24 protein-coding genes are annotated in these 25,629 nt (G+C 60.8%); 11 read left to right on the top strand and 13 right to left on the bottom strand.

Features of this window, described 5'->3' with window-relative positions; translation table 11 throughout:
• Window positions 1-203: 203 nt before the first annotated feature.
• From BLV41_RS19140 to BLV41_RS19125, 4 genes are all read right to left on the bottom strand, one after another.
• Window positions 204-1,838, bottom strand: coding sequence for a peptide ABC transporter substrate-binding protein (locus BLV41_RS19140; protein ID WP_074712963.1), 1,635 nt, complete (start codon window positions 1,836-1,838; stop codon window positions 204-206).
• 218 nt (window positions 1,839-2,056) lie between these two features.
• Window positions 2,057-3,973: a translational GTPase TypA gene (gene typA / locus BLV41_RS19135; protein WP_074712962.1), complete on the bottom strand. Its 1,917-nt coding sequence runs from the start codon at window positions 3,971-3,973 to the stop codon at window positions 2,057-2,059.
• A 308-nt stretch (window positions 3,974-4,281) separates the two neighbouring features.
• Window positions 4,282-6,096, bottom strand: a complete 1,815-nt coding sequence (locus BLV41_RS19130) for an ABC transporter substrate-binding protein (protein ID WP_074712961.1) — start codon at window positions 6,094-6,096, stop codon at window positions 4,282-4,284.
• 154 nt (window positions 6,097-6,250) lie between these two features.
• Window positions 6,251-6,787, bottom strand: a complete 537-nt coding sequence (locus BLV41_RS19125; RefSeq protein WP_139244401.1) for a DinB family protein — start codon at window positions 6,785-6,787, stop codon at window positions 6,251-6,253.
• Window positions 6,788-6,916: 129 nt separating this feature from the next.
• Between BLV41_RS19125 and BLV41_RS19120 the strand changes: the two genes are divergently transcribed.
• Together BLV41_RS19120 and BLV41_RS19115 are read left to right on the top strand one after the other, a co-directional pair.
• Entirely contained in the window at window positions 6,917-7,708 is a 792-nt protein-coding gene (locus tag BLV41_RS19120; RefSeq protein ID WP_074712960.1) for a PIG-L deacetylase family protein, read from the top strand.
• A gap of 47 nt (window positions 7,709-7,755) precedes the next feature.
• Window positions 7,756-8,154, top strand: coding sequence for a VOC family protein (locus BLV41_RS19115; RefSeq protein WP_044578182.1), 399 nt, complete (start codon window positions 7,756-7,758; stop codon window positions 8,152-8,154).
• 4 nt (window positions 8,155-8,158) lie between these two features.
• Here BLV41_RS19115 and BLV41_RS19110 read toward each other — a convergent pair whose 3' ends face one another.
• Window positions 8,159-9,037, bottom strand: coding sequence for a DUF808 domain-containing protein (locus tag BLV41_RS19110; protein WP_074712959.1), 879 nt, complete (start codon window positions 9,035-9,037; stop codon window positions 8,159-8,161).
• 295 nt (window positions 9,038-9,332) lie between these two features.
• On the opposite strand from BLV41_RS19110, the gene BLV41_RS19105 reads away from it, so the two are divergent.
• Window positions 9,333-10,370: an LLM class flavin-dependent oxidoreductase gene (locus tag BLV41_RS19105; protein ID WP_074712958.1), complete on the top strand. Its 1,038-nt coding sequence runs from the start codon at window positions 9,333-9,335 to the stop codon at window positions 10,368-10,370.
• Window positions 10,371-10,392: 22 nt separating this feature from the next.
• On the opposite strand, the gene BLV41_RS19100 is transcribed toward BLV41_RS19105, so the two are convergent.
• A complete protein-coding gene (locus tag BLV41_RS19100; protein WP_074712957.1) occupies window positions 10,393-11,313 on the bottom strand; it encodes an alpha/beta hydrolase fold domain-containing protein in 921 nt (306 codons plus the stop codon).
• A gap of 144 nt (window positions 11,314-11,457) precedes the next feature.
• On the opposite strand from BLV41_RS19100, the gene BLV41_RS19095 reads away from it, so the two are divergent.
• The gene (locus BLV41_RS19095) at window positions 11,458-11,847 is read left to right on the top strand and encodes a barstar family protein (RefSeq protein WP_074712956.1); all 390 of its coding nucleotides are present in this window, start codon (window positions 11,458-11,460) and stop codon (window positions 11,845-11,847) included.
• 233 nt (window positions 11,848-12,080) lie between these two features.
• Window positions 12,081-12,938, top strand: coding sequence for an SDR family NAD(P)-dependent oxidoreductase (locus BLV41_RS19090; protein WP_074712955.1), 858 nt, complete (start codon window positions 12,081-12,083; stop codon window positions 12,936-12,938).
• Window positions 12,939-12,969: 31 nt separating this feature from the next.
• On the opposite strand, the gene BLV41_RS19085 is transcribed toward BLV41_RS19090, so the two are convergent.
• Window positions 12,970-13,614 (bottom strand): dihydrofolate reductase family protein, encoded by a 645-nt coding sequence (locus BLV41_RS19085; protein ID WP_074713448.1) that lies wholly within the window; start codon window positions 13,612-13,614, stop codon window positions 12,970-12,972.
• A gap of 356 nt (window positions 13,615-13,970) precedes the next feature.
• Here BLV41_RS19085 and BLV41_RS19080 point away from each other — a divergent pair, with 356 nt between their 5' ends.
• On the top strand, window positions 13,971-14,405 hold the full coding sequence (locus BLV41_RS19080) for a hypothetical protein (RefSeq protein ID WP_074712954.1): 435 nt from the start codon (window positions 13,971-13,973) through the stop codon (window positions 14,403-14,405).
• A 280-nt stretch (window positions 14,406-14,685) separates the two neighbouring features.
• Here the strand turns inward: BLV41_RS19080 and BLV41_RS19075 are convergent, their stop codons facing one another.
• Complete coding sequence (locus tag BLV41_RS19075) at window positions 14,686-15,351, bottom strand: class I SAM-dependent methyltransferase (protein WP_074712953.1); 666 nt, start codon at window positions 15,349-15,351, stop codon at window positions 14,686-14,688.
• Window positions 15,344-16,225, bottom strand: coding sequence for an alpha/beta fold hydrolase (locus BLV41_RS19070; protein WP_074713447.1), 882 nt, complete (start codon window positions 16,223-16,225; stop codon window positions 15,344-15,346). Before BLV41_RS19070 ends, BLV41_RS19075 begins: the two co-directional genes overlap by 8 nt.
• Window positions 16,226-16,391: 166 nt before the next feature.
• Here BLV41_RS19070 and BLV41_RS19065 point away from each other — a divergent pair, with 166 nt between their 5' ends.
• The 4 genes from BLV41_RS19065 (at window position 16,392) to BLV41_RS19050 (ending at window position 19,518) form a co-directional block, all read left to right on the top strand.
• Window positions 16,392-17,084 (top strand): histidine phosphatase family protein, encoded by a 693-nt coding sequence (locus BLV41_RS19065; RefSeq protein WP_074712952.1) that lies wholly within the window; start codon window positions 16,392-16,394, stop codon window positions 17,082-17,084.
• 24 nt (window positions 17,085-17,108) lie between these two features.
• Complete coding sequence (locus BLV41_RS19060) at window positions 17,109-17,657, top strand: DUF3090 domain-containing protein (protein ID WP_074712951.1); 549 nt, start codon at window positions 17,109-17,111, stop codon at window positions 17,655-17,657.
• Window positions 17,657-18,424 carry an SCO1664 family protein gene (locus BLV41_RS19055; RefSeq protein ID WP_074712950.1) on the top strand — a complete coding sequence of 256 codons (768 nt, stop codon included), beginning with the start codon at window positions 17,657-17,659 and terminating at the stop codon, window positions 18,422-18,424. Before BLV41_RS19060 ends, BLV41_RS19055 begins: the two co-directional genes overlap by 1 nt.
• Window positions 18,425-18,897: 473 nt before the next feature.
• Window positions 18,898-19,518 carry a hypothetical protein gene (locus BLV41_RS19050; protein WP_139244399.1) on the top strand — a complete coding sequence of 207 codons (621 nt, stop codon included), beginning with the start codon at window positions 18,898-18,900 and terminating at the stop codon, window positions 19,516-19,518.
• Between the two features lie 872 nt (window positions 19,519-20,390).
• On the opposite strand, the gene BLV41_RS19045 is transcribed toward BLV41_RS19050, so the two are convergent.
• Window positions 20,391-21,011 carry a hypothetical protein gene (locus BLV41_RS19045; RefSeq protein ID WP_139244397.1) on the bottom strand — a complete coding sequence of 207 codons (621 nt, stop codon included), beginning with the start codon at window positions 21,009-21,011 and terminating at the stop codon, window positions 20,391-20,393.
• A gap of 148 nt (window positions 21,012-21,159) precedes the next feature.
• The gene (gene ychF, locus BLV41_RS19040) at window positions 21,160-22,245 is read right to left on the bottom strand and encodes a redox-regulated ATPase YchF (protein ID WP_044578215.1); all 1,086 of its coding nucleotides are present in this window, start codon (window positions 22,243-22,245) and stop codon (window positions 21,160-21,162) included.
• A gap of 95 nt (window positions 22,246-22,340) precedes the next feature.
• Between ychF and BLV41_RS19035 the strand changes: the two genes are divergently transcribed.
• Complete coding sequence (locus BLV41_RS19035; protein WP_074712947.1) at window positions 22,341-23,528, top strand: DNA recombination protein RmuC; 1,188 nt, start codon at window positions 22,341-22,343, stop codon at window positions 23,526-23,528.
• Between the two features lie 80 nt (window positions 23,529-23,608).
• On the opposite strand, the gene BLV41_RS19030 is transcribed toward BLV41_RS19035, so the two are convergent.
• Together BLV41_RS19030 and BLV41_RS19025 are read right to left on the bottom strand one after the other, a co-directional pair.
• Complete coding sequence (locus BLV41_RS19030; protein ID WP_074712946.1) at window positions 23,609-24,694, bottom strand: 4-hydroxy-3-methylbut-2-enyl diphosphate reductase; 1,086 nt, start codon at window positions 24,692-24,694, stop codon at window positions 23,609-23,611.
• 10 nt (window positions 24,695-24,704) lie between these two features.
• Complete coding sequence (locus tag BLV41_RS19025; protein ID WP_074712945.1) at window positions 24,705-25,538, bottom strand: hypothetical protein; 834 nt, start codon at window positions 25,536-25,538, stop codon at window positions 24,705-24,707.
• Window positions 25,539-25,629 lie beyond the last annotated feature (91 nt).

Genomic DNA, 25,629 nt, shown 5'->3' with positions numbered 1-25,629 from the left:
GGTGTCCCCTTTCGCCAGGCTCCCGATCGCAATGCGTTCATGAAATTACCTGTTCAATAGTTGTCGGTACATTCAGCTGACGGGATCCACCGCAGTTGTCTGTACGGAATATAGCAAAAAACTTGTGTAACCCGCGAAAAAAGAGGGAACCCGGCTCGTTGGCCGGGTTCCCCCTATAAATCCACGGCAGTAAGAAGAACTACTTACTTAGCGGTAATCTCGCTGTAGATCGGCACGCCGTTCCAACCAAACTTCACGTTGGTGACGTTGTTGCTCCATACACCCTGAACTGCCTGGTACCACAGGGGCACAACCGGCAGGTCCTTGAGGAGGATTTCCTGAGCTTCGTTGAAGAGCTTGTTGCCTTCTTCAACGCTGGTTGCTGCAAGGCCGGCCTTCAGCTTTGCGTCGAATTCAGCGCTGGAGTAGTCACCGTCGTTGGAACCTGCACCGGTGCCGTACAGCGGGCCCAGGAAGTTGTAGAGCGACGGGTAGTCAGCCTGCCAACCGGCGCGTGATGCACCGGTGAGCTTCTTGGAGTTGACCAGTTCACGCATCTGCTTGAAGGTGGCGATCGGGTTAAGCTCAGCCTTAATGCCCAGGTTGGTGGCAATCTGGTTGGCCATGGCCGTGATGTATTCCTTGTTGCCGGCACCATCGATGTTCGAGGAGACGGTGAAGACCTTGTCGGCCGGCCACGGGCTGATGGCGTCAGCCTTTGCCCAGAGTTCCTTGGCCTTGGTGGCGTCGAACTTGAGAACCTCGGAACCGGGGAGGGCGGCTTCATAGCCGTCGATGACCGGTGAGGTGAATTCGGTGGCGATCTTCTTGTTGCCGTAGAAGATCTTGTCGATGATCTGCTGACGATCGATGGCCATGGATATTGCCTGGCGACGCAGCTGTCCGGCTTCACCCTGGAACTCGGGCATGTAGCTCGGGATCGTCATGGTGGCGTTGCCAGCGTAAGCCTGGTTGATGAAGCGGCCTTCGAAGTCTGTCTGGAAGTTCTGCAGGTTGCTCGGCGGCACCTGATCCAAAACGTCCAAGTTGTCAGACTGAACATCGGTGTAAGCGGCATCGAAGGAAGCGTAGAGCGTGAAGGTCACGCCACCGTTCTGTGCCTTGCTCGGGCCGTCGTACTTCTCATTCGGGACCAGGGCGATGGAAACATCGTGCTTCCAACCATCGGCAGCGATGACATACGGGCCGTTGCCTACCGGGTTCTGGCCGAACGCCTTCGGGTCCGCGAAAGCCGACTCGGGCAGCGGGAAGAACGCGGTGTAGCCAAGGCGCAGCGGGAAGTCAGACTCGGCTTGAGAAAGCTGGACGGTGAAGGTGGTGTCATCGACAACCTTCAAGCCCTCCATGGCGGCCTCGGTGGAACCTTCTGCAGAAACCTTGTCGTAACCCTTGATGGACTCGAAGAAGTAGGAGTTTTTCTGTGCGTTCTTAGCGGCTGCACCGAAGTTCCACGCGTCAACGAAGCTCTTGGCCGTGACGGGGGTGCCATCGCTGAAGGTCTTGCCGGCCTTCAACTTGATGGTGTAGTTGGTGGAATCGCTTGATTCGATGGAATCGGCAACTTCGTTGACGGGCTTGCCATCTGCGTCGTAGCTGACCAAGCCACTGAAGATGAGGTCCATGACGCGACCGCCACCAACTTCGTTGGTGTCAGCGGGCAACAGGCCGTTTTCCGGCTCTGTGCCGTTAGCGGTGATGACCTTGGTTGTGTCGCCGGTTGCAGTGGTGTCGCCACCGGTACCGCCACCACATGCGGACAGGGACAGGGCAACAACTGCCGCCAGGCCCAATGCTTTGGAAGTGCGTGAGAAACGCATTCCGCCTCCTTGTTTATGATATGGACGCGAGCAAAAACCCCATACTTCCCGGCTCCTTGTTGGGCGGGTAGTGTTTCAACTCATACTCGATGAGCCTATCGGCAATATGTTACCTGCAAGTAAACAAGCCCACATTCTGGGAAGATCTTTATAGAGATGAGACCTTAACCACAAAAGCCCGCCCCAGCAGATGCTGGGGCGGGCTTTTGTTGAACCAATTAGTTCTTGGCGCGTGAGCGGTACTGCTTGGCGCGGTCTCCGGCGTTGAGGATCAACTTACGGATACGAACTGCCTCAGGGGTAACCTCAACACACTCGTCTTCGCGAGCGAATTCAAGTGACTCTTCCAAGGTGAGGTTGCGCGGCGGCGTCATGTTCTCGAAGGTGTCCGAGGAAGCTGCACGCATGTTGGTGAGCTGCTTTTCCTTCGTGATGTTCACGTCCATGTCATCGGCGCGTGAGTTCTCGCCAACGATCATGCCCTCGTATACCTCGGAGGTGGGCTGCACGAAGAAGTTCATGCGTTCCTGGAGCTTGATCATCGCAAACGGGGTGACGACACCGGAGCGGTCAGCCACGATTGAACCGTTGGTGCGGTATTCGATCGGGCCGGCCCACGGCTCGTAGCCTTCAGAGATGGAGGCTGCGATACCGGCACCGCGGGTGTCGGTCATGAAGCGGGTACGGAAACCGATCAGGCCACGGGCAGGAACGACGAATTCCATGCGGCACCAGCCGGTACCGTGGTTGGCCATGTTGGTCATACGGCCCTTGCGAGCTGCCAGGAGCTGGGTTACGCCACCCAAGTACTCTTCGGGGACGTCGATGGTCATGTGTTCCATCGGCTCGTGAACCTTGCCGTCAACCAGCTTGGTAACAACCTGCGGCTTGCCAACGGTCAGTTCGAAGCCTTCACGACGCATCTGCTCAACGAGGATGGACAGAGCCAATTCGCCACGGCCCTGTACTTCCCAGGCGTCGGGACGCTCGGTCGGGAGAACGTTCAAGGAAACGTTACCGACGAGTTCCTTGTCAAGGCGATCCTTGACCTGGCGGGCGGTGACCTTGTGGCCCTTGACGCGGCCGGCGATCGGGGACGTGTTAATACCAATGGTCATGGAGATGGCCGGCGGGTCAACCGTGATCAGCGGCAACGGCTGCGGGTTGTCAACGTCGGTCAGGGTTTCACCAATGGTGATGTCTTCGATACCTGCAACAGCAACGATTTCACCGGGGCCAGCGGACTCGGCCGGAACACGGGTCAATGCCTTGGTGGCGAGGAGTTCGGTGATCTTGACAGACTTAACCGTGCCATCCTGGCGGCACCAGGCAACGGTCTGGCCCTTGTGCAGGGTGCCGTTGAAGATACGCAGCAGAGCCAGACGGCCCAGGAACGGTGAAGCATCCAGGTTGGTGACGTGCGCCTGCAGGACACCTTCCGGGTTGTAGGTGGGGGCCGGGATGTGGTCCATGATGACCTTGAACAGCGGCTCAAGGTCTTCGTTGTCCGGTGCGGCACCGTTCTCGGGCTGCACGGTGGAGGCGCGGCCCAGCCTGCCGGATGCGTAAACAACCGGAACGTTCAGAACGGCGTCGAGGTCCAGGTCCGGAACTTCGTCAGCCATGTCGGAGGCGAGGCCCAGGAGCAGGTCCATGGACTCAGCAACAACCTCGTCGATGCGAGCATCGGGACGGTCGGTCTTGTTGACCAAAAGGATTACGGGGAGCTTTGCAGCCAGTGCCTTACGCAGCACGAAGCGGGTCTGCGGCAGCGGGCCTTCAGAAGCGTCAACGAGAAGAACAACTCCGTCAACCATGGACAGACCGCGCTCAACTTCGCCACCGAAGTCGGCGTGGCCGGGGGTGTCGATGACGTTGATGGTCATGGCCAGACCATTGGCCGAGGGGCCGTTGTAAGCAACGGTCGTGTTCTTGGCCAGAATGGTGATGCCCTTTTCGCGCTCCAGGTCACCGGAGTCCATGACGCGCTCAGTAACGTCACCGTGAGCGGCGAATGCGTGCGTCTGCTGGAGCATGGCGTCGACCAGGGTCGTCTTTCCATGGTCAACGTGCGCCACAATGGCGACGTTGCGCAGGTCATTGCGCGAGGCAGTATTGAGGGAAAGATCGCTCATGCGTTAAGACTCGTTTCAGTTGGGCCCGGCTGCAGGCCCGGTAGGGCTAAAGCAGAAAGTCACATTGATGATTGGCCGTGAAGAATCGGCAGATAACACCATTCTAGTCGTACTGACAAATACGGCCTAGCCACTTTATCCCATGATTGCCAGATTTTTTGCCACCTAGCGCACCGTTGAGGCGCCCAACCCCGCCGATGGGGCGGATTTTCGCCCCATCGGTACGACGGCGACAGCCAAGTTTCGTGATGAAACTCACCTGCCGCCGTCGTTCATAAAAATCTGACTCCTGGGCGCTCTCCGGCTGGTTATTTGACGTAAGCCCACTGGGCAACGCTTTGCCACGGCCCCAGGGCCAATGGCGAGTAGGCCACTCCCGTGGCGTGCTGGCCGCTGGCGCTCAGGGCCGTGCGTTGAAAGAGCGGCAAACCGTAGCCTGCTTCAATGACGAGCCGATCGATCTGCATCTTTAGAGCGTTTTGCTTCGCCATGTCAGGGTTGAGCGCAAGCTGCTCCGTGAGCTGATCCACCACGGTATTGGAGAAGTTGTTCAAGTTGGAAATGCCACCCGTCCTAAAGACTTGTGGCACCTGGACGGAACCGGTGGGGTTGCTGGTCCACCCGTAGAGGGCAACGTCAAAGGCTCCGTCCTTGAGTGAATCGAGCCACTGATCGGCGCCCTTGCCAGCATCTGTAACAACAAACCCGGCCTTCGTGGCTGCGGCGGCAATCAAGGAGTACTCCTTGACGCGCTCCGGATCGCCAGAATTGTAGAGGATGCGCACGGTGGGCTTGGCGCCGTCGAGCAGTTCCTTGGCCTGATCGGGCGCCGGCGTTGCGGTGGCATCCACGGCAGGGACCGAGTAGGTGTCAACGCCATTGCTTCTGGCAGATTCCTTGTAGGGAATTTGTGCGGGGCGGAACACGAAGGAGTTCAGAACCTCGGCCTTGGGATCAAGGGGCTTGGCCACCTGATCCACGATCTCCTGGCGGGGCACGGTGTGGAGGAATGCGCTTCGCAGATTCGGATCGGCAAGAACACCCTTGAAGTTCAGCACCACCTGGTCGAAACCGAGCCCCTGCCCCTGCTGCAGGGCAACGCCCTTGTCCTGCAACGCCGTGAGCGCAGCTATCCGTTCCGCGGTGACGGCGGGAGAGATCACGTCCGCCGTTTGATCTTCAAGTGCCGCGACCTGCTTGTCCGGATCATTCTCGTAATGGACCGTGAGGGTGTCCAGCTTGGGGGCGGCTCCCCATGTGTAATCGAGGTTTCGGGTAAGGATGAGTTCTTTGTCCGCGGTGATGCCATTGACCAGGAAGGGCCCGTTGGACAGAGCCAGGGTCGGGTCAGGCATGCCCTTGGTGTCGAAGCCGGTGTTCCAGAAATCCGCCACCTTCCGTAGCGTCGGGTTGACCGCGGCGGGTTTGGCAGGGTCCCCCTTTTCCATGCTTTTGAGCAGCGTTGTGAGTGATTCGGCGTCCTTGAGCCCGGCGCGCACGGCCACAATATGGGCCGGGACGCTGACGGTGGAGCCGAGGGCGGTCTCCCAATCCGAGAATTGAGACGTGTAGCTCAGCGTCAGGGAGGCGCGGTCGTCACTGATCACAGGAATTGCGGTGCGGGCCAGCCCCGAGTTGTCCCCCGCCGAGTGGAAGTAGGCTGTACCGCTCTTGACGGCGAATTTCGCATCCAGGGTGGCATCGTTGAAATAGCCCGAGGCGGCGGCCCATTCCAGGAAGAGGTCATCGGCCGTCACGGGCGCGCCGTCGGACCATTGCACGCCGCTGTTGATGGTGTATTTGATGGTCAGAGGATCGTCCTTGACCTTTTCATACTTGCCAAACTGCTCGTTCTTGACGATGTTCAAGGCACTGTCCACGGAGCTGAACCCTGAGTGAGTAGCGGAGGAAATACGGGAGTTCGTCAGCGAATTGCCAGTGACGCTCGTGGGGTTAAACGAGGTGAAGGGCTCGCTCTCCAGAACCGTGAGGTTCCCGCCATCCACAGCCGTTGGAACTGCCGTGGTCTCGGTGGGCGCTGGCGGCGTGGGTGTGCACGCTGCCAGGGATAGTGCCACGACTGCGGCCGCTGCCAGTACTTTGGAAATGCGTCCGGGCCGCATTTCACCTCCAGGTTTTTCGCTTCAATATGGTCCGTCCGGGAAGTCATGGGCATGCGCCAATCCCGGGAATTAGCCTGCTTGTTAGCGTACCGCAGCAGTTTGGGCGTTGCCTGTACCGCTTACCGGGCGGCGGGGTGCCCTCCGGCGGGGTGCGTTAGTATCCGGCGGTGCCGTCAACGCATTCGCGCAGCAGGTCCAGATGCCCCAAGTGGCGGGCGTATTCCTCGATCATGTGCGTGTATACCCAGCGCAGATTCACTTCTTGTCCACGCCGGAGCCCCGGCAAGGGAGCATCCAGATCATCGACCACTGCTGCCAGCTCACGGACATGGACAAGCTCGTCCCCATAGGCGGCAATATCTGCCAAGGCGCAGGATTCGGTGATGCCGTTGAAGTCCGCGTCAGGATCCTCCGCCTTGTAGCGCGCAGGCTCGGTGCTCCCGGCGACCACATTGGAAAACCAATACCGTTCGACGTCGGACAGGTGCCGGACAATTCCCACCACCGTCAGCTTCGAGGGCGGTACGGCCCGCCTGCAAAGCTGCTCCGGAGTGAGTCCGCCAACTTTGATGGGCAAGGTGAAACGGTAAAACTCCAACCACGCCTCCAGCGACTCCCGCTCCCCCGCCATGAACGGCGGACCGGTGCGGGTGTCGGGTATCTCAGGGGTGCGCTCAAGTATGGATTCCATGTGTAAACCATTGCACATGCACTCATCACGACGACAGTGCTGCCGTCTTGTTGTGTTGCACGCGATCGGGTGGCTAGTTCTGGCCCTGGGCCCCTACTGTGTGGCAGCACTTGGGACTAAAATGTGCCCATGAATGAACCGCATTCCATCGCGGTCATCGTCGCCCATCCCGACGACGATGCCTATGGGTGCGCCGGATCGATCGCCCTGCATGAGCACGATCCGGGGTTCCGCTTTGTTTTGGTACTGGCCACTGATGGTGCCGCGGGACAGATTTCCGCCGGGGTCCCGGCCACCCCCGAAACGCTGGGCGCCTACCGCCGGGTGGAGAGCGCCAATGCGTGGCGTGCGCACGGAACAATCCCGGTCCGCCACGAATGGCTCGGCTACGACGACGGGCGGTTGCCTCAGGTGGGATTCGAGGAATTGGTGCGGCGCGTGTTGGACATCCTGCTGACCGAGCGGCCCCAGGTGGTGGCCACCTTTGGGCCGGACGGGATCACGGGGCACCGCGACCACATCATGATTGGCCGCGCCACCGACGAGGCGTTTGAGCGGGCCCGGCACACACCCGGACCGGGCCTTCGCCGGCTGGTCCATGGGGCACTGCGCACCTCCACCTTTGAACGCTGGAATGTGGCACGCCGACGGGCCGGACTGCCAGGGTGGGATCCCACGATGGAATACCACCTCCGCCCTGTCCCCGACGACCAGATCGACATTGAGGTCGACACCTCAACGGTAAGTTCACGCATTGTTGCCGGACTGCTTGAACACCGCAGCCAGCGTGACGTCCTGATCGATCCAAGCTCAACTGTGCGCCGCTGGGAACGTGTGGTCTCCCGTGAGCCGGCGGTCATGGTCTGGCCGCCGCGCGGCGCCGGGCAGCCACTTCTGCATGATCTCTTTGAGGGACTCTGAACCCCCGCCTCTAGCGGCAACCGATCCTCAGACGGCAGAATGACGGCATGACATTTCGCATCGAGAACATTTCCATTGATTCCACGTCCCCGTTTGAAACGGCGCAGTTTTGGGCGCAGGCCCTGGGCTGGCAGATTGACGAAGACGGCGACGATGATGAAATCGCTGTGCAACCAACCCCGGGCAGCCCGGAGGCCGGGGTTCTTCCAGACATCTTGTTCCTTCGCGTCCCAGAAACCAAGGCCGTCAAAAACCGCTTGCATCTTGATCTGCGCCCCGCTGACCAAGTTGCGGAGGTTGCCCGTTTGGAAGCCCTCGGTGCCACGCGGGTTGATATCGGCCAAGGCAGTGACGTCACATGGGTGGTCATGGCAGATCCGGAAGGCAACGAATTCTGTATTTTGCGGGCGTTGACGGAGGCCGAAAACGCGGCCCTGGCGAGCTAGGCCTCTACGTGGTCCCGCTGGGGCCGGACCTTTGGACCAAGAGCATGACGCCGACGGCGGCCAGGCCAATCAGCAGTCCAGCCACCGCCGAAACCAAGGTATCGCCGAACCAGGTGATGACGGCACCCAGCGGCTCCAGCGCGTGTTCTACCGTGTGCAGCAGGTCTGCGGGCCAGTGCCACCCGACCTCACCCAGGTTGAGGATGGCCAGGTGGCCACCAACCCAGAGCATGGCCACGGTGCCGATAATGCTGATGACGCGGAACACGGCTGGCATGGAACGGACAATTCCCGTGCCGATTCTGCGTGTGTTGCTTTTGTCGCTGCCCTCCATCTTGACGCCGACGTCGTCGAGCTTTACCAACAGCGCAACCGCGCCATAGACCAGCGCCGTCATCACCAACGCGATCACCACGAGGGCACCGAGCCGCATCCAGAAGCCCATTTCCGGGTCAAGGTTGGACAGTGAGATGAGCATGATCTCGGTGGAAAGAATCAGGTCAGTACGGACGGCACCAGCAACGAGCGCCTTCTCATCGCGAGCGCCCTCTTCCTTGTGGGCATGGACGTGGCCAAACCATTCGGTCACCTTCTCGGCACCCTCGAAGCAGAGGTAGACACCGCCAATAATCAGCAGGTACGGAAGCACCCATGGTGCAAACGCGGTCAGCAGCAGGGCCAACGGGATGATGATGGCAAATTTGTTGATGAGCGAGCCGCGGGCGATCTTGGCCACCACCGGAAGTTCGCGGGCGGGAGTCAGGCCTGCAACATACTGCGGGGTGACGGCGGCGTCATCAATCACCACGCCAGCGGATTTGGCAGACGCTTTCAATGCGGCGGTCAGGATGTCATCAACGATGGCGAGCAAGCCAACAGACATGGTGCGCTCCTTGAGGTGTTGCGGTTGGTGTAGTCAATGCGCCTGTGACCGGCACTGATTCACGCACCGTCAGAAAAGCTTCTTTGGCGCTCAAATGAAAAAGCCAGGCAGAAATCATCCTAGACCGTGCCTCCGGGGCCACAGCGCATTTTCTGCTGGACTCACCGCTGCACCTGAGGGCTTGTTTTATTCCTTCGAGGACTTCGAAAGTAACGTCCCGTCCCATTCCGGCTGCCTAGTTACCAGCCGCCCCTAGTATGGGGAACAGTTGCCACCCAATTCGAGAAAGTAGCTCATGCCCCTCTCCTCAAAGCCGTTGCGCAAACTCGGATTCCTCACCATTGGCCTGTTCGATCCGGCGAATCCGGCCGCAGGCCACGAATCGACCCTGCAAGTCATTGAGTTGGGCGAACAGCTTGGTTTTGACAGTGCTTGGCTGCGGCACCGCCACCTGCAGTTCGGCATCTCCTCCCCCATTGCGGTCATGGCCGCGGCCAGCCAGCGCACCTCCCGGATCGAGCTGGGCACCGCGGTGACACCTGTGGGGTGGGAAAACCCTCTGCGCCTGGCTGAGGATCTGGCCACGGTGGATCTGCTGGCTGGCGGGCGAATCAATCCGGGGCTGAGCGTAGGCGAACCAATGCACTTCGACACCGTGAAGCACCAGTTGTACCCGGACTCTGCCGAGCAGGAAGACTTCAGCTACGCACGCGTGGACCGCTTGGCCCGTTTGATTGCGGGAGAAGCTGTTCGGGAGTTTTCGGGCAAACAGGGCGTCGTTGAGGAGTTTTCCAACCGCGTGGAGCCGTACTCCGCCGGGCTGCGGCAACGTCTTTGGTACGGGGCCGCCAGCGCAAAATCTGCCATCTGGGCAGGGGACAACGGCTTCAATCTGCTCTCCAGCAGCGTGATCTTCCCCGAAGCAGATCAAGTGCCGGAGTTCGCGAGCATCCAGCAGGCGCAGATCCGTGCTTTCCGTGAAGCCGCGGCGGCCGCGGGACATCAGGGCAACGCCAGGGTTTCACAAGGCTTGGTGGTGATCCCTACGGATTCGGCCACACCGAAACAACGCGAAAAGTACCAGCGGTACGTTGATGAGCGCACACCTCGAACCCTCACACCGCAAGGGCCCCGGCGGATGCTGTTTGCCCGTGATCTCATCGGGTCCAGCGATCAGATTGCCGAGCAGCTATATGCACACGCAGGCTTCCAGGAGGTTGATGAGGTTGCCTTCGCCCTGCCTTTCAGTTTTGACCATGAAGACTATGTCCAGATCCTCACCGATATCGCCACCAAGCTGGGTCCTGCCCTAGGCTGGACCCCGGCGCGCTAGGCTTCGCCCCTGGGGTGACGCCTCACATGGAGGCGCCGAGCATCCCGTTCGAAGGCTGCAGGCTTTCCACAATAGTTCGCGTCCCCTGCTCGCCTGTCTCGGTGGGCAGAAGTGCGTAAACGTGTAGTTGCCCTTCGGCCTCGTGCCACGCCACCTGAACACCTGCGGTGCCCGCCTTGTCCCGCAGGATCTGCGCATCAGGGTTCAGGACGTCGCGCGTGCCCGTGAGGATGGTCAGTGGGCCAAGCCCGGACATGTCACCGAACAGTGGGCTGACCACGGGGTCCTCAATTGGGTCGGGACCTCGCCAGGCCTCCGCAAGCACACGCCCTCCGGGCCGTCCCAGCCATGGGTCGCTAGGCTGCACTGCGTCGATCCGCGGGTTCTTCCATGAGAGATCCAAAGCAGGCGAGAGCAGGACCGTGGAGGAAAGGATGATCCCTCGATCGCGAAGTCCCAGCGCCACCGAGAGCGCGATCTGGCCACCGGCCGAGTCCCCGGCCAGCCGCACCTCGTTGCCGGCTTCAAGTTCTGCCCGGACAAGTTCGACGACCCCGTCCCGCACCAGACGCGCGGTGCCGAAGGGCACGAGAGGATAGATGGGCGCCACCACGCGCTGGCCTGATTCGCGAGCAATACGGGCCATCAAGCGCCAGTGCGGCAAGGACATCTCGTTGACCCAGCCGCCGCCGTGGACATACACGACCACCGATGCATGGCCCCCATCCTCAGGCTTCACGTCATAGACGGGCCACCCAAGCGGGTTCGGCACCCGGCGTTCCACCCTCACACCGCGCAGGCGCCCCGGCGGCCCATAGGACGCCGGCCGCAATGTGCGCTCAAGAATGCGCTGGTGTGCGCCAGCCTCGCTGACAAAAGGCCGGTTCGCCCGGGTCGCTTTAAGGAACACCGGAATTAACGGATCGGGTACACGAATGGGCAAAGGGCTTCCTCTCGACCGCTCCAGCAAACGTTTTGGTCAGGATACAGCCCTCAGGAATGCGGGGCGGACTTTCCGAGTGGCAAAAGCCGCAAGTCCTTTTCGTGGCCTATTGTCATGAACAAATAAGGGGAAGGACGCCGAACCATGAAGCTGTACCGAATCCAAGGTGCCGAGGTGCACTGCATCTCCGATCTGTACGAGCAGCTCAACCGAGAGCTGATGACGGACGAGGACTGGCGTCTCGGGTCCAGCCTAGATGGGTTCAACGACATCCTCTACCGGGTAGAGACAGAGATCCGCGACGGTGATCCTGCTACGTTCATTTGGACCGACCATGCACACAGCCGTGACGCGCTCGGATTCGATGAGACCCAGCGGTGGCTGCACAACAAGTTGTCACAATCGAATTCCTTCAACCAGCAACGTATCCAGTCTGATCTTGACTCCTTGTGGAGCGGACTCGGGAAGACGTACTTCGAGCTCATACTTGAGATTTTCGCGGATCACCCGCTCATCGAGCTCCAACTGCGCTGATCCAGCAGCTTGCGCAGACGACGTGAGCCGAGAGCAGCCTGCCCATTTATGGCCTTCTCCAGTTCAGTGAGATTTCCCGACCCTGTTCCCCACATCTTCTCCTTGAGCATGATTTGAAGGACAACGTAACTCATACCCTCAGGAGCGGGAGAGGAGCCGATCTGTCTTGAAACTAAATTTGTTCGCTTGTTAGCCTAACGAGGAAGGAGCGTTTCACTGGAGGGAATCTTGCCATGACTGAATCACCACGCACTTCTCGAACCTGGTTCATCACCGGTGCTGGACGCGGTCTCGGCCGGGAATTTGCGCTGGCCGCCCTGGAACTAGGAGATCGCGTCGTCGGAACTGTCCGCCGCCCCGGAGCCATGTCGGATCTCCTGGCCAACCACCCGAACTCGGCACGGGAAATCCTCCTCGATGTCCGCGATGCAACCGCAGTCACCGTCGCCGTGGATCACGCAGAGAGCATCTTCGGCGGCCTCGACGTGGTCATCAACAACGCCGGCGCCGGTTTTGTCGGAGCCATCGAAGAGGTTGCCGAGCGGGCGGCCCGCGAACATCTCGACCTTAATCTGTTCGGCGCAATGTGGGTCTCCCAGGCGGCGATCCCGCACCTGCGGGCACGCGGTGGTGGCGACATCGTTCAGATATCGACGGTCGGCGCCATCGGCTCGATGCCGACGTTTGGACTGTACAACGCCGGTAAGTGGGCCCTCGAAGGTTTCAGCGAGGCACTGTCAACCGAGGTCGCCCAGTTTGGGATCCATGTGACTATCGCCCAGCTTGGCGGTTTCGCGACAGACTGGGCCGGTCCGAGCATGAGGTTCGCAGCCCCGAAACCGGAGTATGACGATCTCCGCACAGCCGTGTTTGGTACCGCGGAGATCCCCTGGCCCGCCGTCGATCCTGATTCACCGGTGACGGACGCCGACCCGGCCTTGGCGGCTGAGCTGCTTGTCGCGCACCTCTCTGGCGCTGATCGCCCGCTGCGGGTGCTGATCGGTGACGACGCACGGGAGCATGCTGCCCTGGCGTACGCGGCGCGCCGGGATTCCTACGGCAAGGACGGCAATTTCAGTTGGCCATCCTGAACGGGGCCCTCTTAGCGACGGCGTGAAGCTTTCACACGCGGCCGGTCCTGTTCCACAGCTGATGCGTGAGACCACTTGACGTGCTGATGGATTCAACACTGAATCGGTCTTCCAAGCCAGCCAACTGATCCCAGATCCGGACACCGGAGCCGAGCACGATCGGAACGATCACCACATGCAGGAAGTCGACGAGATCAGCCTGCAGGAATTCGCTCACTGTCGATGGCCCGCCGCCAATCCGAACGTCCAGCCCGCCAGCCGCTTCCTGCGCCAGCCGAAGTGCTTTCTCCGGCGACGCATCTATGAAGTGGAAGCTGGTGCCGTTGGTGAACTCGAGCGCCTTACGAGGATAGTGAGTCAGGATGAACACCGGGGTAAGGAAGGGCGGTGCGTCTCCCCACCATCCTTCCCAGCCGTCGTCGGGCCATTCGCCCGACTGCGGACCAAACTTACGCCGGCCCATAATCTCCGCCCCGATGCCCTGGCCCCACATGCTGAACATGGCCCGATCCACGGTCACAGGGTCGTCCACTCCATGGATGCCGTGGATGACGCGTCCGTCGAACTTGCCGAAGAGCGCCCCGGCTTCACCGATCGGCTTTTCGAGCGTCACATAGTCACCTGCAGCATATCCATCTGAGGAAACGAACAGGCTGTGTACCCGCGTCCGAGCCATAAGATCTCCCTGTTTGACTGCCATCTGGAATCACTTGAACCCTAGCCCAGAGTGATTTCCAACTGCAATGGTTTTGGACGACAGCCGGCTGGCATTAGACTCCGCCCTCATTGCCGGGATACAAGAAAACGCTCCTCAGGTGGGAATCTCAAGAGCGTTTTCTAGGAGTCTTAGACGTTAACCCGGAACTCCACCGCGTTTCTTAGCCAACTAACGCCTTACCGTCTAGCCAGCAGGATCAAGCAGGCCAGGCGCAGAAAGTATTCGAGCAGGATTCAAGAAGCGGGCCGCGATGGGTGGCCGTAGTGTGATTCCCAAGCGGCAATGGTTGCCGCACTGGAACTTAGGAGAATCACATGGCTGAGAAGAACGCCGGGCTGTCCAAGGAAGAACGCGATGCTGTCAAACAGCGCGCTTCGGAGCTGCGTGCACAGGAAAAAGCCGGGAAAAACCGCGCCGCAGGTGAGCAGGCAGTTCGTGAAGCGATCGCCGCGTTACCGGATGAGGACCGGGTTCTCGCCGAAGGTATCGACAGGATCGTTTCCGAAGTCGCTCCGCATCTTGTTCCCAAGACCTGGTACGGGTTCCCTTCGTATGCCGACGAGGACGGGAAAGTGGTCGTGTTCTTCAAGGCCGCCTCGAAGTTCACCTCTCGTTACGCCACCCTGGGATTCGAGGAGTCCGCAAAGCTCGATGACGGCGACCTGTGGGTAACCTCGTTCGCCGTGCTGGCGTTGACGCCCGAGACTGAAAAGAAGATCGCGGAGCACATCCGCAAAGCTGCAAGCTAACTCGTCGGAATCGTGGTCGCTCATCGTGTGTGAGGATGGTGAGCAACCAGGCAAGATGAACGCTCCGAATCCCGCATGCATCATGCCGAGATTCAGTGAGTTCAGACTCCGTGCCGGCATCAACCGACTGGACGAAGGCGGGACGTTCTGGGCACTGCAGTTCGGTCACTTTCGCGGTGTATTTGTGGACCGCCCAGGTCCGTCGGTTTCGAATTTGTTCTGTTGCGTCGACACGCTTGCCATCACCCGAGGGATGCACGACGGGTGGGCAGAAAAATGCTCACCTACGTCTCCGGGCGAGAACTATCCCACCCGGAACAATGTCGTCTGGCCGGAAGACGGACTCGGACTCGATCTGGAAGTTGGCTTCTCGCAACCAGTCAGAGATCTTGCTGGCCTGTCGACGGTGTGTATCGACGCTGATCGGTTGGCCCGTGTATCCACTGGAGGCGTGCTCAGTACTGTCCCCGACGTGGAAACCGACGAGGACGTGACCGCCGGGCCGCAGGACACGATGAACCTCTTCGATCACACCGGCCATGGCGTGGTCAGGAATGTGGATCGTGGACCAGAAGGCGACGATGCCGGCGACGGAGTGAGCGGCCAGATCGAGGTTCGTCATCGTCCCCACCTCAAAGTGCAGATCTGGGTAGGTACGCTGGGCGATAGCGACCATCGCGGGTGAGAGGTCGATCCCGAACGCTTCGGTACCTGAATCCTGAAGGTATCGCGTGACATATCCGGGGCCGCAACCTACGTCGGCCACCCGCCCGCCTCCGTCGCGCTGGACGAGTTCCACGAACACGTCCAAGTGTGCCCGCAGGTGCGGATGAGCTTCGAGCAGCCCTTGGACCTTTTCTGCGTAACCGGAGGCATCGACGTCGTACGAAGTCCGGGTATCCGTCAGCCAGGCGGGCACGTCAGGTGCCGCGTTATTCTCACTCATCGGAGCCTGCGGCTCCGGATGTGGCCGTCTCGCGATATCCCCGCATGTGGTCGACAAGCGCAGGTACGACGACATCCCACACCTTCGGCGGCGGTGCCTCGTGCCCCATGCCATGAATACGCAGCAAAGCGGCGTGGGGAATCATGTGGGCGAGTGCCTCGCCGTGGGGCAGCGCAAATAACGGGTCCGAGTCACTGTGGATGACAAGAGTCGGCATCGTGATCGTCGACGGGTCCACCTCGGTGTCGCCTGCAACGAGGAAGTGATTGATCATCGAGGATTCAATGTTCTTCGTGCGGCCAAACTCAATAGTGGCGATTGCACGGATACGGTCTTCATCAAAGCCGAACGACCCCCTATATGGGCGCTCGGCTTCGACCCGGTAATCAATGACAGTCGAGGCGTCGTTCCAGTTGCTCACCACAGGGAGCTCGCTCTCCGCCGCTCCCAGGCTCAAGTCTGGGAGCGGCAGCTCGCCCGAGTCACCTCCGATCGGTGACGACTCGATGAGCGTGAGCGTTCGAACACGTAGCGGCTCGGTGGCACCGAGGTACTGCGCTATACCGCCACCCATCGACAGACCAACGAGATGTGCCGCGTCGATGCCGAGCGCATCAAGGATCCGTAGAGGATCGTTTGCCAGGTCACTGCCCACGTAGTCCGGTCTGCCCGGCGGGCTTATTGTCGACGCCCCGGTATCCCGCTGGTCGTACCGAATAACGTACAGTCCTTCCGCAGCGAGGAGCTGACAGAAGTCCGGGGTCCACCAGTCCATGGATTGGGTGGCTCCGGCGATGAGCAAGACCGGCGGGGAACCCTTGTCGCCGAACTCGTCGACCGCCAAGGAGACGCTATCGAACTCGAGGAGTTTCATGTCTAAAGCATCCGTCCCACGACCCTGCCCGGTCAATGTGCCCATGATCTGATGGATGGCAGATCAAGGGGGTCCATCTGAACTGGTTAGCTCTAATTCGCCATAAGGTTGGTGACACTCGGCTTCTGGGCTGGGTTCGTCGACGGCGGGTGGTTAGGCTGGGTGCATGGCGACAGTTATTCTCGTGCGGCACGGCCGCTCCACAGCCAATGCCACTGGACTGCTGGCGGGTCGGGCTGTCGGAGTCAGCTTGGACCAGATTGGGCGGGACCAGGCAGCCCTTGCCGGAGAACGGCTCGCGCCCGTGCCCTTAGTCGGGGTTGTCTCGAGCCCCCTTGAGCGTTGTCTGCAGACCGCCCAGCTCATCCTCGATCGCCAGACTGGCGCGCCGTACGCGCCCATTGATCCCGACCTCACCGAGTGCGATTACGGCCAGTGGCAGGGCCGCATGCTCAGTGACCTCACGACCGAGGATTTGTGGCCCGTTGTCCAGTCGCAACCGTCCTCCGTCGTCTTTCCGGGCGGCGAATCCATGGCCGCGATGCAGGCCCGGTCAGTGGCAGCGATTCGACGCCACGATGCAGCATTCGAATCCGAGCACGGGCCAGGGGCCGTGTGGGCGGCAGTGAGTCACGGTGACATCATCAAGTCAATCCTCGCTGACGCCCTCGGCATGCACCTTGACCTGTTCCAGCGGATCAACGTGGGCCCCGCCTCCATATCGATCGTGCGCTACGGCCCCAGTCGGCCGAGCGTCTACGCGAGCAACACGGACGGGGGTGATCTGTCGTGGCTGTCTAACGGCATCCACTCCGACGATGCGCCGGTGGGTGGCGGCGCAGGTCAAAAGGCGCCATGAACCTCCTGGGCCTAGAATATTGACATGCCTACACGTGTTCACGAGTTTTCCTGGCCTGATCGGGTCGTCATTGGCACCCTTGGTCTTCCGGGGGCGCGCACGTTCTACCTGCAGGTGCGCGCAGGGAAGCAAGTTGTGAGTATTGCCCTGGAGAAGCAGCAGTCGGCTCTACTCGCGGAGAAGATCGACGAAATTCTCGACGAGCTCATCACCGTCCAGAGCAATCCCTTCAGCATTCCCACGGGCACTCCCATTGAACTTGTCGACAATGACCCGCTCGAGGCCGTCCAGGAGCAGTTTCGCACTGGGATCATGAGCTTGGGGTGGGACCCAACCACGGCCCAGATCGTCATTGAAGCCCACCCCATCACAGATGATGATGACAACGACGGATCGCTTGATGAGGACGGGGCTAATGAGCCCGAGATGCTGCGCGTGCGAATACCTGTCGGCACCGCCCGCGCATTCGCCAAGCGCACCCGTGAGATCGTGGGTGCCGGGCGTCCGATGTGCCCGCTCTGCGGTTATCCCGTGGACGCTGGCGGACACACCTGCACCCTTCCCGAGGTCTGATGCCAACGCCGGACCTAGTGGCCGCTGCGCTGACTCTCACCGGCCGTATCACGACGGCTTCAAATGCTACATTTCTTGGCAACATCGGCGACGTGGTGGTCGTCTATAAGCCGATAGCCGGCGAAAGTCCGCTGTGGGATTTTCCCCAGGGAACGCTGGCCCACCGGGAGGTGGCCGCCTATCTGGTCTCGCAGGCCCTCGGCTGGGGCGTGGTGCCCCACACCTGGCTGCGCGATGGTCCGCTGGGCGAAGGAATGGTGCAGCTCTGGCAAGAGCAGGATCCCGTCCAAAACGCCGTGGACCTGATCGCGGCGGACCAGGTGCCGGAAACTGGCTGGAAACACGTTCTCGAGGGACGGGATGAGAACGGACGGATGGTTGCCCTCGTCCATGAAGACTCGCCGGCACTCAGGCGCATGGCGGTGTTCGACGTCGTCGTCAACAACGCCGACCGCAAGGGCGACCACATCCTGTCCATGGCTGACGGACACCGGCACGGAGTGGACCACGGGCTCACTTTTCACCGTGACCACAAGCTGCGCACGGTGCTGTGGGGGTGGCTAGGGGACGCCTTGACCGCCGAGGAAGAAGACGGCCTGGATCGTGTCAGCGAAGGACTGCATGGTGAACTAGGCCAAAACCTAACGGACTTGCTCAGCACCGAAGAAATCGCATCCCTCGCCGCGCGCTGCGCCCGGTTGCGCTCGGCAGGGCAGTTCCCTGCTCCAAGCGGTGAGATGCCAGCGGTCCCCTGGCCGCTGTTCTAAGGGGATTGCGGCCATTGGCTTTGCAGTCCGTGTCACGTTGAGTCGTCCTCTAGCTACGGCATCGTTTCGACTTGGCAACCACTCGAAAAAAGCGATGGCCGCCAAGAACACGTGTTCTTGGCGGCCATGACAAAAGGTTGCATGAATGTCAGGACCTAGACGTTGAAGCGGAACTCCACCACATTCCGGTGCAAATCAACCTCTGAACTGCGCGGCATCCCGGAGTGGGACTGGAGAAGTACGCTGCAGCGGGATCGGTTCAGAGCGCGCGCAGGCGTGAGTGACCGCACGATCAAGTTCGTGGGGTGTCTGACGACCTCGTGACCGGCACCTATCAGGCCAGCTGTGACGGATCCTGCAACAATAGGCAGGAGGGGTGTCGCCGCCGACGATACGGGTGCGCCAGCCCGCCGCTAAATATGCAGCCGCGGAGCTGGGTAGCGCGGCACTAAAGGAAGCGAGAACCTTACTCCTTGAAGAACGTAAGATCTGGAAAATACGCCATCAGAGACTTCATCAGTTCTAGTCCGCACTACTGGCCCGTGCTAGATAGAAGCTTCAAAAACCTCCTTTTCGGCCTTCTCATGTTCTTGCCCGGCCTGTACCTGGCCACCATTGACCTTCCCGGCACGCCGAGTTACCTTTCACAGATCAGGGTCAGCGGTTTGCCGATGGTGACTGGCGGAATCTGCATCATCTTCGGCTGCATCGGGTTTGTAATTGGATTGAAGGGCACAGTACGCAAGCGAGAGAACGCGATTGACCTGAAGATTTCTGCAAAAGGGCTCACTGTGCGGGGAGGTTACGAGATCCCCTGGGATTCCATTTCCCATGTCACCAGCATGCAGTATTACAACCGTGCCTCAATCCAGGCCATGTGGGATCGGGCTGATCTGAATTGCGCTTTCGTGGTCCATCTCAACGAGCCCTTGGACATTCCGAGACTCAAAACAAAGGACGGCGTACCGCAGCTGAAGATCAACGTTTTTCGTTATCCCGCCGTCGACTACAAGCCCCTCTATGAGTGGGTCATCGACGAGTTCGAACGCAGGCGCATTCCGGTCGACAAGAAAATGAAAACGAAAGAGACGTAGCCTACGTCTTCGATCAAGCCGAATTCGAGGTGACCGCGCGTGAGTGCCAACAGGCCCATCGAAGGAGCCGAATCAAGCGGGAGCGTTCGTGTAGAAACGCCAGACCACATGGACGGCTCCCACCAGTTCGCGTGGCCAGAGGTTGGTGCGAAATCCAAAGTCGACGGTCTTCCGATTCAGGGCAACCTCACTCACAGCGTTGGTCCTCGACCCTTAGCCATTCCGTTGCCCCGAGTGCGACTCCCTGAGAACCCGCGGCGAGGGGTTAGTGCGCAGACGGGTATATCCGTGCCCCTGCGTTGAAGACCAGATTGATCCGAGCTGTCACCGGCTGCTGCGGCTCATCGATGCCGACCGGCTCTCGTGCGAATCCAACTCAGGTTCCTCACCTGCCGCCAACCCGGACGACGCTGCACTGACTAATTCCTGTTTGGCTAACAATTGCCTACCCAAGTCAAATATCGGTGGGCCATTCCGACCAGGGCTAGGGTCGCCACAAATCCATGCCTCTCTTGGCCATTGGTTGTACACACCGCACCTTTGAGCGCAGAAATGCCCGGGATGCAAAAGCATTCCGGGCATTTCTTACAGTCTAAACCGGCACGGAACTACACGTTGAACCTAAATTCAACCGCGTCGCCACACAAACCAACGTCTGGCTGCGCGACGAATCGACACCTCACCTCACGTCCGAACACCAGTCGTGCACAACCAATCCCTCCCCGAGCAACGCCCCGATGAGCTCCTGCGCCACCTACCTGCGCATCACCGTGACGAATGGTTTTGCGTAGTCGCTCCCCTGACTCTGTCACGCCCTTGACGATCGACCACCCAGGGCTGCTGTGTATGCCTCGCACAAGAGTCGGACCACGTCACCTCTGCCTCTGCTCATTGCTTACCGGGATCCCCCGGCGATTGAACTGGTAGACGAACCGCTCGAAGAGGAGCTCGTAGTCGGCGGCCGGATACCTCAGAAGCGTGACATTCACGTACGGCCTCCCTTTTTTCGTCCTGAGCTGCGGGATGTCCAGGGGCTCGTTGAGGTAGACATCAAACGCGCGGTTCAGGCCGACAATCTTCCACACGGGCAGGAATTTGGCCGAGTAGCGGTACTTGACGTTTGTGACGCTCGCGATGGACGTCCAGGCGATCTCGTGGCCACTGCGCACGATGATCCCGTCCGGGGCGAACGCGAGGTCGAGGGCATCGCTGCCCTCGCGCCTCGCGCCCATCCACGCAGCGAGCACACCGAAGCCGCCGAACCACAGAGTGACTGCGCCACAGATGGCGGGCATCCACTGAAAGCCGATCCTCTTCGTCTCATTGTTGAAGCTGCCAGGCGCGGGGATGTCGTTGAGGATCATCAGCGCGCCCAATGCCAGCACGATCAGGCCGGCGAGCAGGTACGGGATGCTCATTTTCATCCTGGGCCAGTGGTGCTCCGGCGAAGAAGTGAAGTCGTTGGCCTGCTTGGCCCGCGGTGAGGTCTTCATTGGACTGCTGCTTTCACGCTCGTGGCGAGAGACGGCTGCGCCGCGGGTAAGCCACGGCCCGGCGAATACATGAGGCCGTCCGCTGAGCTTCTTCACCACGCTGGACTTCAGCTGCAATCGCCCGAAACCGGGCACGGCAGCAGCGGACCTAAACGTTAAATCGGAACTCCACCACGTCGCCGTCGTGCATGACGTATTCCTTGCCTTCAATGCGAACCTTGCCCTTGGCCTTCGCCTCATGCATGGATCCGGCCTCGATGAGGTCATCGAAGTGCACAACTTCAGCCTTGATGAAGCCACGCTGGAAGTCGGTGTGGATGACGCCGGCAGCCTGGGGTGCGGTGTCGCCCTGGTGGATGGTCCAGGCACGGGTTTCCTTGGGACCTGCCGTGAGGTAGGTCTGCAGGCCCAGTGTGTGGAAGCCGACGCGTGCCAGCTGGTCCATGCCGGACTCTGACTGTCCGCTCATCTCCAGCATTTCGCGGGCCTCTTCCTCGTCGAGTTCAACGAGGTCTGATTCAAGCTTGGCGTCCAGGAAGATCGCGTCGGCCGGAGCCACGAGTGCGCGCAGTTCTTCCTGACGTTCCGGGTTGCCCAGCACGGCATCATCAACGTTGAACACGTAAATGAACGGCTTGGCGGTGAGCAGTGCCAATTCCTTCAGGTGTTCCATCTCCAGCTTGTCGCTCTTGACGGAGGAGAAAATGGTGTCGCCGCGTTCCAGGACTTTCTGCGCTGCGAGGATGGCGTTGAGCTCGGCCGCGGACCTCTGCTTGAGCTTGACTGCCTTTTCAATGCGCGGGATGGCCTTTTCAACCGTCTGCATATCCGCCAGGATCAGCTCAGTGTTGATGGTCTCCATGTCGGAGCGGGGATCAACCTTGCCGTCAACGTGGATAACGTCCGGGTCGTCAAAGACGCGGATGACCTGGGCAATGGCCTCAGCCTCGCGGATGTTGGCGAGGAATTTGTTGCCCAGGCCTTCACCTTCCGAAGCACCCTTGACGATGCCGGCAATGTCCACGAAGGACACCACAGCAGGCAGCAGGCGTGCGGACCCGAAGATCTCAGCCAGCTTTGCCAAACGGGGATCGGGCAGGCTGACGATGCCAACGTTGGGCTCGATCGTGGCGAACGGGTAGTTCGCTGCGAGCACGTTGTTACGCGTCAGTGCGTTGAAAAGAGTTGATTTGCCGACGTTGGGCAGTCCGACGATGCCAATAGTAAGAGCCACGGGACAAGCTTACCGGCAGGGCCCCGATTATGCTTATTCGCCCCATGTCACTGCCCGCAATGCACAATGTCAGAGCCTCATGCGAAGGTGGATCCATGAATGGAATCGCGTGGCTTGTAGCTATCTTAATGTTGTTGGTTGGTGCTGTCCTGGGTGCAGCGGCGGTGGCGTGGGTGCTGCTGGGCAGGTTGCGCGGTGCCACGGAGGAAGCTGACGCTGCCCATGAACGGGCGGCGGCACTCAACGCTAATTTCGCGGCGGCGGATGCCGAACGCAGGCTGTTGGCCTCGCAGAACCACGCGCTCTCCGCCCAGCAGGGATCCAATTCCAACGTGCTTCAAGCTCTCGGTCCGGTGTCCGAGAAGCTCAACGCCGTGCAGCGCCAGGTGGCCTTGTTGGAGCGCGACCGCGTGGAACAGTACGGCCAGCTTGCCGAACAGCTTCGTGAAGCCAAGGATGCCGATGCCAAGCTGTTGGCCACCACGTCCTCGCTTGCCTCGGCGCTGCGTTCCAACAGCGCCCGCGGCAAGTGGGGCGAGGTCCAGCTGCGTCGCGTGGTGGAGGCTGCCGGGATGCTGGCGCACGTGGACTTCTCTGAACAGGTCCACACCGCAACGGACGACGGCGTCCACCGCCCCGACATGGTGGTCCGCCTGCCCGGGGGCAAGGAGCTGGTGCTCGATGCCAAGGTCCCGCTGACCTCATTCCTGAACGCGCACGAGTCCGCCGGATCCGAAGCCGGCGGAGTCGAGGCCCAGCAGCACATGCTCCGCCATGCCAAGGCCGTCCGGGCCCACATTGATGCCCTCGGCAGCAAGAAATACTGGACCTCGGCGAAGAACTCCCCCGAACTTGTCATTTGCTTTGTCCCCGTGGAATCCATCCTGTCCTCGGCCCTGACGGCCGATCCGGAGCTGCTGGACTACGCCATGGCCCGGAACGTGGTGCTGGCCTCCCCCATTTCACTGCTTGCGATCCTGAAGTCCGTGGCCTTCAGCTGGCGCCAGGATGTGCTGACGGAAAGCGCCAAGGAGCTCTTTGAGCTGTCCGCCCAGCTCTACACACGCCTAGGCACCATGGGTGAGGCGGTTTCGGCCGTCGGCGTGTCACTCAAGTCCAGCGTGGACCGCTACAACAAGCTGGTCGGCACGCTGGAGTCGCGGGTTCTGCCCACGGCCCGCAAGCTCAATGCGCTGGATCCGAAGACGCTCGAGTCCCCCGCCCAGGTCGAGGTCACGCCGCGCATGCTCACGGCCCCGGAGTTTGAGGAACGCGCCAGCTGACTGTCACGGCTGCCCACAAACGAGAAGAGCCTGCCCCGCCATGGTGGCGGGGCAGGCTCTTCTTAGCTAAGTGCAGGGCCCTAGTTGACCGGGCGTTTCCCGTGTCCGCCAATCCCGTTGGTGGTATCCCCTGCGGCCTTCATGGTGGCGCGGAGTTCCTTGGGCAGGGAGAACAAGATGTCCTCTTCCGCGGTGACGACCTCCTCGAGACTTCCATAGCCGTACTCGGCCAGCAGCCGCAGAACATCCTGGACCAGGATCTCGGGAACGGAGGCACCACTGGTTACACCAACCGTGGCCACGCCCTCAAACCAGGATTCGTCAATCTCGTTGGCGAAGTCCACCCGGTACGAAGCTTTTGCACCGTACTCGAGCGCCACCTCGACCAGGCGGACGGAGTTCGAGGAGTTGGCAGAACCCACAACGATGACCAGCTCTGCCTGCGGCGCGATCTTCTTGATGGCCACCTGGCGATTGGTGGTTGCGTAGCAAATGTCGTCGCTGGGCGGATCCTGGAGCTTGGGGAAGCGCTCCTTCAAAATGTTAACAATCTCCATGGCCTCGTCCACCGACAGCGTGGTCTGGGACAGCCAGATCAGGTTGTCGGGATCCTCAACCTGGACGGTGCGTGCCTCGGCCGGGTTGTTCACGATCGTGGTGCTTTCCGGGGCTTCCCCGTACGTCCCTTCAACCTCCTCGTGACCCTCGTGGCCAATCAACAGGATGTGATTCTTCGCCTTGGCGAAGCGGACGGCTTCCTTGTGGACCTTGGTCACGAGCGGGCACGTGGCGTCAATGGTGCGCAGCCCACGGTCCTCGGCGGACTGGACTACCGCGGGAGAAACACCGTGGGCCGAAAAGACCACCAGTTCTCCCTCGGGGACCTCCTCGTTTTCCTCCACGAAGATGGCGCCCTTTTCCTCCAGCGAGGAGACCACGTGCACGTTGTGAACAATCTGCTTGCGCACGTAAACAGGTGCGCCGTAGTGCTCCAGGGCCTTCTCCACGGCAATGACGGCGCGGTCCACGCCGGCGCAGTAGCCGCGCGGGGCAGCGAGCAAGACGCGCTTTTCTCCGGTCACCGGGGCCGCGTTGGCGACTTCTTCAGGTGACCTGCGACGACGCGGAACGGCGGGCATTGACAAGGAAACGGCAGTGGAGCTCATACCCACCATCCTACGTGGTGCGTCTACGCTTGATGATGAGAGTTGCGACACCGGCCAACGCCAGCACCCCGGCAATCACGAACGTGGCATTGATTCCGCCCTGCCAGCTCTCCCGCGCCAAGGCTCCCAGTTCCACCCCAAACTGTTGGGCTGCCGCGGGGCCCGTCGCCATGCCGGTCAAAACGCTTTGAACAACCCCCGAGGCGAACAACCACACGAGGGCCACGGTGGCCAGCCCGGCGGCTGCGAGTATGAGGGTCAGCGACCGGCGTCGCGCGGCAACGAGGGCCAGCACCAAAAGGTCGACGGCGATGAACGCCATCCAGCCGGCCCAACCGCCCAGCGTGGTTGCCGCGGGCAGCAGCCGGGCAAGTTCAGGCTGTTCCAAGGCAACGACTACGTCCTTGGGCGTAGCCAACGGCACGCTGGTGGAGTCGCTCACCTTGGCGGCAACCAGAGCCACGAGCGGGGCTATGTCCAGCTGCAAGTCCCCTTGGATGTCCTTGTTGCCGGCCGCGGCAAATGTCAGGGCGTGACTGCGCTTGAGAGTTTCGGTCCAGGCGGCGTCATAGCCGGGCTCGGTGTAGATGCTCTGGGCAGCACTTTGGATGAGTGCTGCGGCTAGATCAGTCAACTGCGGAGGTAGGTCGACGGACGCGGTGGCCTGTGAGGCAGCCAGGGCTGAGAGCCCCTCCTGGAACGACTTGTTGGAACCCAACGGCCCCGCCAATTGAACGAAACCGGCCTGATCGATGACGTTCTTCTGTAGCCACAGGGCAGGTCCAGCCACGGCTGCAACCACGAGGGCCAGAATGACAAGTAGAGCGGAGACGGCAGTGCGCATGAATCATCCCAAACCACGAAGAAGGCATCGACTAAGGATTTCCAGACTAGCCGATGCCTGTGGATGACGGTGCGCCGGTGTCAGTGCTTGA

It is taken from the genome of Arthrobacter alpinus (genome assembly GCF_900105965.1).
Classification (GTDB): domain Bacteria; phylum Actinomycetota; class Actinomycetes; order Actinomycetales; family Micrococcaceae; genus Specibacter; species Specibacter alpinus.
Note: the sequence above shows the minus strand (reverse complement) of the source record. Positions and strands in the feature narration are given on the sequence as shown.